The organism is Kitasatospora sp. NPDC058965 (assembly GCF_042741245.1).
GTDB lineage: Bacteria > Actinomycetota > Actinomycetes > Streptomycetales > Streptomycetaceae > Kitasatospora.
On the sequence record NZ_JBHYKG010000388.1, the window covers coordinates 1 to 7,136 of the forward strand.

The window sequence follows — 7,136 nt, forward strand, 5'->3', positions numbered from 1 at the left end:
CGTGCTGGCGCACGATCTCACCAATCGTCAGGGTGAACGCGCTCACCGCGTCCGCTCCCCCGGGAGCGGGCGCGTCGGCCTCGGCCGGCGCGGCAGGCCGGTCGGGTGGGCGGGTCGGGTGCGGCGCGGCGGAACCGGGTCCCCGCCCGGAGCGGGTCGGCGACCCGGAACCGGCACCGTACCGCAGTCGTCCGGTGACCCGCTGTCACCTGACGGGGTGACTTTAGGCCGCCCGTGCCTGATTGATCACACTCAAACCCCCCGGAGGCGGTTCCCGACGGGGCGTCGATAGGATGCTCGCGGCCGGTGGACCGTACCCGGCCGGGCTGACCGACACCGAAGCCGGCCGAGCCCTTCAACCGCTTCCGGAGGGTTTCCCGTGCCGGCTGGAACGCTGTACCGCGGCCGCGAAGGCATGTGGTCCTGGGTGGCTCATCGAGTCACTGGCGTCCTCATCTTCTTCTTCCTTCTCGTCCACGTGCTCGACACCGCGCTGGTGCGGGTCTCGCCGCACGCGTACGACACGACCATCGCGACGTACAAGACACCCGTGGTCAACCTGATGGAGTACGGCCTGACCGCCGCCATCCTGTTCCACGCCCTGAACGGTCTGCGAGTCATCGCGGTCGACTTCTGGTCGAAGGGCCCGAAGTACCAGAAGCAGATGCTGTGGAGCGTCGTGGGCGTCTGGGTCGTCCTGATGGCCGGCGCCTTCTACCCGATTCTCCAGCACACGCTGACCGACTGGTTCGGGAAGGGCTGATCCGGTATGTCCACTGACATCAACGACGTCGAGCTGGTCTCCTCGTCCCAGGCGCACACCGGTCGCGGCCTGGGCACCGGCAACCCCGCCGACCAGTTCGTCATCCAGCCGCCGCGCACCCGGACCACCAGGACCCCGCGCCGCACCCGGACCAACTTCGAGATGCTGGCCTGGCTCTTCATGCGCCTGTCCGGTGTCGTCCTGGTCGTGCTGATCCTGGGTCACCTGATCATCATGCTGACCCTGGACGGCGGCGTGTCGAAGATCAACTTCGCCTTCGTCGCGGGTCGCTGGGCCTCGCCGTTCTGGCAGGGCTGGGACCTGCTGATGCTCTGGCTCGCCATGCTGCACGGCGCCAACGGCATGCGCACGGTGATCAACGACTACGCCGAGAAGGATTCGACTCGGCTCTGGCTGAAGACCCTGATGGGTGCCGCGACCGTCTTCACGGTCCTGCTCGGCACCCTGGTGATCTTCACCTTCGACCCGAACATCTAATCGGCGCAGGACCAGAGGCGAGTCAACACTCATGCAGATTCACCAGTACGACACCGTCATCGTCGGCGCCGGCGGCGCCGGTATGCGCGCGGCCATCGAGAGCACGCAGCGCAGCCGCACCGCGGTGCTGACCAAGCTCTACCCCACCCGGTCCCACACCGGCGCGGCCCAGGGCGGCATGTGCGCCGCCCTCGCCAACGTCGAGGAGGACAACTGGGAGTGGCACACCTTCGACACGGTCAAGGGTGGTGACTACCTGGTCGACCAGGACGCCGCCGAGATCATGTGCAAGGAGGCCATCGACGCGGTCCTCGACCTGGAGAAGATGGGCCTGCCCTTCTCCCGGACCGAGCAGGGCCGGATCGACCAGCGCCGCTTCGGCGGCCACACCCGCAACCACGGCGAGGCGGCCGTCCGCCGCTCCTGCTACGCGGCCGACCGCACCGGTCACATGATCCTGCAGACGCTGTTCCAGAACTGCGTCAAGCACGGCGTCGAGTTCTTCAACGAGTTCTACGTCCTGGACCTGCTGATCAACGACGGCAAGACCGCGGGCGTCGTCGCCTACGAGCTGGCCACCGGCGAGATCCACGTCTTCCAGGCCAAGTCGGTGGTCTTCGCCTCCGGCGGCACCGGCAAGTTCTACAAGGTGACCTCCAACGCCCACACCCTCACCGGTGACGGCCAGGCGCTGGTCTACCGCCGCGGCCTGCCGCTGGAGGACATGGAGTTCTTCCAGTTCCACCCGACCGGCATCTGGCGCATGGGCATCCTGCTCACCGAGGGCGCCCGCGGCGAGGGCGGCATCCTGCGCAACAAGGACGGCGAGCGCTTCATGGAGCGCTACGCCCCGGTCATGAAGGACCTCGCGTCCCGTGACGTCTGCTCGCGCGCGATCTACACCGAGATCCGCGAGGGTCGCGGCTGCGGCCCCGACGGCGACCACGTCTACCTGGACCTGACGCACCTTCCGCCGGAGCAGCTGGACGCCAAGCTGCCGGACATCACCGAGTTCGCCCGCACCTACCTCGGCATCGAGCCCTACACGGACCCGATCCCGATCCAGCCCACCGCGCACTACGCGATGGGCGGCATCCCGACCAACGTCGAGGGTGAGGTGCTGCGCAACAACACCGACATCGTCCCGGGCCTGTACGCGGCCGGCGAGGTCGCGTGCGTCTCGGTGCACGGCGCCAACCGCCTGGGCACCAACTCGCTGCTGGACATCAACGTGTTCGGCCGGCGTGCGGGCATCGCCGCCGCCGACTACGCGGCCAAGAGCGAGTTCGTCGCGCTGCCCGCCGACCCGGCCTCGAAGGTGCAGGCCCTGGTCGACGGCCTGCGCGAGTCCACCGGCACCGAGTCGGTCGCGCAGATCCGCAAGGAGCTGCAGGAGACCATGGACGTCAACGCCATGGTCTACCGCACCGGTGCCACCCTCAAGCAGGCCAGCGAGGACATCGCCGCCCTGCGCGAGCGCTACAAGCACGTGTCCATCCAGGACAAGGGCTACCGGTACAACACCGACCTGCTGGAGGCCGTGGAGCTGGGCAACCTGCTCGACCTGGCCGAGGTGCTGGTCGTCTCCGCGCTGGCGCGTGAGGAGTCGCGCGGCGGCCACTTCCGCGAGGACTTCCCGACCCGTGACGACGTGAAGTTCATGCAGCACACCATGGCGTACCAGGAGGTTGCCGAGGACGGCAGCACCTCGATCCGCCTCGACTACAAGCCGGTCGTCACGACCCGCTACCAGCCGATGGAGCGTAAGTACTGATGAGCGCCCCCACGATCTCCGCCCCGCACTCGGCGGCGCTGGACGCGGCCGAGTCCGGTGGCACCCAGCTGATCACCGTCACCCTGCGGATCCGCCGGTTCAACCCGGAGGAGCACCCGGACCCGGTCTGGGTGGACTACCAGCTCACCATGGACCCGAAGGAGCGCGTCCTGGACGCCCTCAACCGGGTCAAGTGGGAGCAGGACGGCACCCTGACCTACCGCCGTTCCTGCGCGCACGGCATCTGCGGCTCGGACGCGATGCGGATCAACGGCCGCAACCGCCTGGCCTGCAAGACGCTGATCAAGGACGTGAACCCGGAGCAGCCGATCACCATCGAGGCCATCAAGGGCCTCGCGGTCCTCAAGGACCTGGTGGTCGACATGGACCCGTTCTTCCAGGCGTACAAGGACGTCATGCCGTTCCTGATCACCAAGGGGAACGACCCGACCCGCGAGCGCCTGCAGTCCGCCGAGGACCGCGAGCGGTTCGACGACACCACCAAGTGCATCCTGTGCGCCGCGTGCACCTCGTCCTGCCCGGTCTTCTGGAACGACGGCCAGTACTTCGGCCCCGCCGCCATCGTCAACGCGCACCGCTTCATCTTCGACTCGCGTGACGACGGCGCCGAGCAGCGCCTGGAGATCCTCAACGACCGCGAGGGCGTCTGGCGCTGCCGGACCACCTTCAACTGCTCCGAGGCCTGCCCTCGTGGCATCGAGGTCACGAAGGCCATCCAGGAGGTCAAGCGCGCCCTGGTGACCCGCCGCTTCTGACGCTCCAACGCCCGAGGGCCCGTCCGGTGTGCACCGGACGGGCCCTCGGGCGTTCCCGCCTACTTCAGCGGCCCCAGGTCCCGCGGCTGCGCCAGCCCGTCGAAGACCAGCAGGTGCCGGTCCGCGGTCACCGCCCACAGGTCGGGGGTGCCGTCCTTGTCCAGGTCGCCGGAGCTGCCCAGGGTCGGGTAGGCGGCGGTGGGGAACACCTGCCCGGTGCCGAAGGCCGCGGGGTCGGCCAGGCCGCTCGGGTCGACGCTGCCGTCCGCACGCACCGTCAGGGGGTAGGCGTGCAGCTCGCCCGTGGTCCGGTCCCGGCCCCACAGCTGCACCTGGCCCGTGCTGTCCGGCCCCGGCGCGACCAGGTCGACGTTGTGCCAGGTGCCGGTGGTGGTCAGGCGCTCGGCATAGCCGGCCCAGGGACCGCCCTGCAGGGGGTAGGCCCAGAGGTCGCCGTGCTCCTCGGTGATCAGGGTGCTGTGGTGCGGGTCCTTGGCGGTGAACCGGACGATCTGCGAGGCGTCGGACCAGTTCTGGTAGTTGAAGTTCGGCGGGCAGTCGCCGAGCACGCCGTTGGTGTCGGCGCAGCCGTCGCCGAACGGGTCGGGGCGGCCGACCGTCGTGGTGCTCGCCAGGTGGAAGTCGCCGAAGCCCGAGGTGTTGGACATGAGGTAGAGCGGGCCGGGCTGCTGCGGCCGGTAGAACGCCAGGTCGTCGCCGGGCGCGTGCTGGCCCCAGCCGGAGTGCAGCACCTGGTAGCCGGCCCAGCTGCCGCCCGGGCCCTGCCGGGCGGGGAGGGTCGCCACCGGAGTGGTGTCGTCGCCGTCACCGCTGATCATCTGCAGGTTGCCCGCGAGGTCCGGCAGCACGATGTCCGGAACGCCGTCCCCGGTCACGTCGCCCGGCACCGCGAGCGGGTGGGGGTTCGACGGCGCGTAGAACGTGTAGCTGCCCGCCGAGACGTTCCCCGCGGTGTCCATCACCTGGACGGTGAGGACGTTGGTCCCCCAGGTGGTCGGCCGCAGCTGCACGCGCGCCGTGCCGTCCGTGTCGGCCGGGTAGGTGTCCGCGTCTCCGCACTTGAACACGGCCGGGGTCGGGTCCAGGGCGGCCCGGAAGCAGGCCACCCCCGAGGCCTCGCCGCCCACCGGGGCCGCGTCCTTGCCGGTCAGGGTGAAGGTGCCCCACTGGCCCGCGTACTTGGTGGGCGCCCCGCCCGAGCCGCTGGCCGGGAAGTCGGCAGAACTGATCGCCACCGTCGGCGGCGTGCTGTCCACCTGGAACCGGCACCAGGGGGTCACCGCCCGGCCCTGGGCCCCCGGCAGCTGCGCCCGCCACTTGTACGAGTGACCGTCCAGCAGACCGGTCACCGGCAGGCTCGCCGTGCCGTTGGCCACGGCCGCGTCCTGGTCCAGCAGCACCACGTCGTCCGGGCCGGTCTCGTCGAGCACCCGGAACCGCGGCTGCCGGGCCGCGTCCGCGGCCGGCACGTCCACGCTGACCACCGGTCGGGCGCCGGCCCCGAGCCACCCGGTGCCGGCGCCGCCCCCGTCGCAGCCGTCGGTGCTGGTGCCGGTGTCGGCGTTCACCGGCGTGGGGGTGGTCCGCGGGTTGGTCAGGACCGGTCCCGGGTCGGCCTGGGCGGCCGGCGCCAGGGCCAGGCCGGTGGCCAGACCGAGCGCCCCGCCGGTGGCCAGCAACCGGGTGATGGCGAGCTTCACGACTTGAGTCCCCTCCCCTGCCTGTCCGTGCGACAGGCGTCAGGAGCCGACTCTGACAGCCCCTCAGCTCTGCGTCAACGCATTTCCTTCACGCTTCCCCCGCAGGCCCCGCACGCCGACCAGGCCGACCAGCACGCCCAGCCCGAACGAGGTGACGGCCAGGGCCAGGTGGATCCAGAAGAAGGCGGTCGGGTGGGCGTGGTCGCCGTCGGTGAAGGCCTGGTGGGCCGAGTCCTGCCAGAGGTTCTTGACGAACGTGCTCCAGATGATCACCGACCAGACGCCGAAGGCGGCGAGGAACCAGGAGGTGCGGCGGCTGAGTGTCATGGCGGTGATCCTTCGCGGGGTGAGCGGGACTGCCCGTCCAGTATCGGCGGGCGGCCGTTCGGCCCAGCCGGGGGTACCCGATCGAGCGGACCCGCCGCGGCGGGTGGGAGGGGCCCGGGGCGGGGCGGGTACCCACCACACGTGTTTTCGGATCATCGCACCACGCCCCGCCGCTGGGCCCTCCCGGTCGCCGCACTGACGCTGGCCCTGGCCCCGGTCCTCGCACCGGTCCTCGCCACCCCGGCCGGCGCCGAGCCCGCACCGTCCGCCGGCGCGGAGCCGGCACCGTCCGCCGCCGGCGAACCCGCACCGCCGGCCGACGCCACCGCCGTCGGCGGCGCCCGGCTGGGCGCGCAGGGGGTGCAGGTGGCACCCGGCACCGGCGCGCCGCAGCTGCCGGGCGGCCTGACCGGCCAGTCCTGGCTGGTCGCGGACGCGGCGAGCGGCGAGGTGCTGGCGGCGTACAACGCCCACCTGCGGCTGCCGCCGGCCAGCACCCTCAAGATGCTCTTCGCCGACACGGTGCTGCCCAAGTTCGACCGCACCCAGGTGCACCGGGTGACCGCCGACGAGCTGACCGGGATGGGCGCCGGCAGCAGCCTGGTGGGCATCAAGGAGGACCTGGACTACTCGGTCGAGGACCTCTGGCGCGGGGTCTTCCTCAGCTCCGGCAACGACGCGGTGCACGTGCTCGCGCACATGAACGGCGGGGTGGACGAGACGGTCCGTCAGATGCGCGCCGAGGCGGCCGTGCTGGGGGCCGCCGACACCCAGGTGGTCTCCCCCGACGGGTACGACGCCGACGGGCAGCTGACCTCCGCCTACGACCTGACCCTGTTCGCGCGCGAGGGCCTGCGCAACGCGGACTTCCGGGGCTACTGCGCCACCCGCGACGCGCAGTTCCCCGGTGCCGTGGACCGGACCACCGGCAAGCGCGGCACCTTCGGGATCCAGAACACCGACCGGCTGCTGGGCAAGTACCCCGGCCTGTTCGGGGTGAAGAACGGCTACACCACCAACGCCGGCGCCACCTTCGTCGGGGCCGCCGACCGGGGCGGCCGGACCCTGCTGGTGGCGGTGATGCACCCGGAGTCGTACATGAAGGTCTACGACGACACCGCGGCGCTGCTCGACTGGGGCTTCGCCGCGGCCGGCAAGGTGACCCCGGTCGGCCGGCTGGTGGCCCCGGCCCCGCACCCCGCTCCCGGCGCCGCCGCCTCCGGCCCGGCCGCGCCCGCCGCACCGCCCGCCGCACCGCCGGCCGCCCGGCCGCGACC

Annotated in this window: 7 protein-coding genes; 5 read left to right on the plus strand and 2 right to left on the minus strand. The window is 71.3% G+C overall.

Going from position 1 to position 7,136, the window contains the following annotated elements:
• The first annotated feature begins 379 nt into the window (after positions 1 to 379).
• The 4 genes from sdhC to ACFW1A_RS36395 are packed head-to-tail and all read left to right on the plus strand — an operon-like array spanning position 380 to position 3,811.
• Complete coding sequence (gene sdhC, locus ACFW1A_RS36380) at positions 380 to 763, plus strand: succinate dehydrogenase, cytochrome b556 subunit (RefSeq protein WP_380417153.1); 384 nt, start codon at positions 380 to 382, stop codon at positions 761 to 763.
• A gap of 6 nt (positions 764 to 769) precedes the next feature.
• Complete coding sequence (sdhD, locus tag ACFW1A_RS36385; protein ID WP_380417155.1) at positions 770 to 1,261, plus strand: succinate dehydrogenase, hydrophobic membrane anchor protein; 492 nt, start codon at positions 770 to 772, stop codon at positions 1,259 to 1,261.
• Between the two features lie 31 nt (positions 1,262 to 1,292).
• Complete coding sequence (gene sdhA / locus ACFW1A_RS36390) at positions 1,293 to 3,035, plus strand: succinate dehydrogenase flavoprotein subunit (protein WP_380417158.1); 1,743 nt, start codon at positions 1,293 to 1,295, stop codon at positions 3,033 to 3,035.
• Positions 3,035 to 3,811, plus strand: a complete 777-nt coding sequence (locus ACFW1A_RS36395) for a succinate dehydrogenase iron-sulfur subunit (protein ID WP_380417160.1) — start codon at positions 3,035 to 3,037, stop codon at positions 3,809 to 3,811. The genes sdhA and ACFW1A_RS36395 overlap by 1 nt, the downstream gene beginning before the upstream one ends.
• A gap of 59 nt (positions 3,812 to 3,870) precedes the next feature.
• On the opposite strand, the gene ACFW1A_RS36400 is transcribed toward ACFW1A_RS36395, so the two are convergent.
• Together ACFW1A_RS36400 and ACFW1A_RS36405 are read right to left on the minus strand one after the other, a co-directional pair.
• Positions 3,871 to 5,532 carry a hypothetical protein gene (locus tag ACFW1A_RS36400; protein ID WP_380417162.1) on the minus strand — a complete coding sequence of 554 codons (1,662 nt, stop codon included), beginning with the start codon at positions 5,530 to 5,532 and terminating at the stop codon, positions 3,871 to 3,873.
• A 63-nt stretch (positions 5,533 to 5,595) separates the two neighbouring features.
• Complete coding sequence (locus tag ACFW1A_RS36405; protein WP_380417164.1) at positions 5,596 to 5,859, minus strand: SCO4848 family membrane protein; 264 nt, start codon at positions 5,857 to 5,859, stop codon at positions 5,596 to 5,598.
• Positions 5,860 to 6,000: 141 nt separating this feature from the next.
• Between ACFW1A_RS36405 and ACFW1A_RS36410 the strand changes: the two genes are divergently transcribed.
• Positions 6,001 to 7,136, plus strand: a 1,136-nt coding sequence (locus ACFW1A_RS36410) for a D-alanyl-D-alanine carboxypeptidase (RefSeq protein WP_380417166.1), incomplete at its 3' end; no start/stop codon positions are given.

What these genes read in the sequence shown, in the direction of transcription:
- sdhD (WP_380417155.1), top strand. Translation starts at nt 770, where the DNA reads ATGTCCACTGACATCAACGACGTCGAGCTGGTCTCCTCGTCCCAGGCG.
- sdhA (WP_380417158.1), top strand. Translation starts at nt 1,293, where the DNA reads ATGCAGATTCACCAGTACGACACCGTCATCGTCGGCGCCGGCGGCGCC.
- ACFW1A_RS36395 (WP_380417160.1), top strand. Translation starts at nt 3,035, where the DNA reads ATGAGCGCCCCCACGATCTCCGCCCCGCACTCGGCGGCGCTGGACGCG.
- ACFW1A_RS36405 (WP_380417164.1), bottom strand. Translation starts at nt 5,859, where the DNA reads ATGACACTCAGCCGCCGCACCTCCTGGTTCCTCGCCGCCTTCGGCGTC.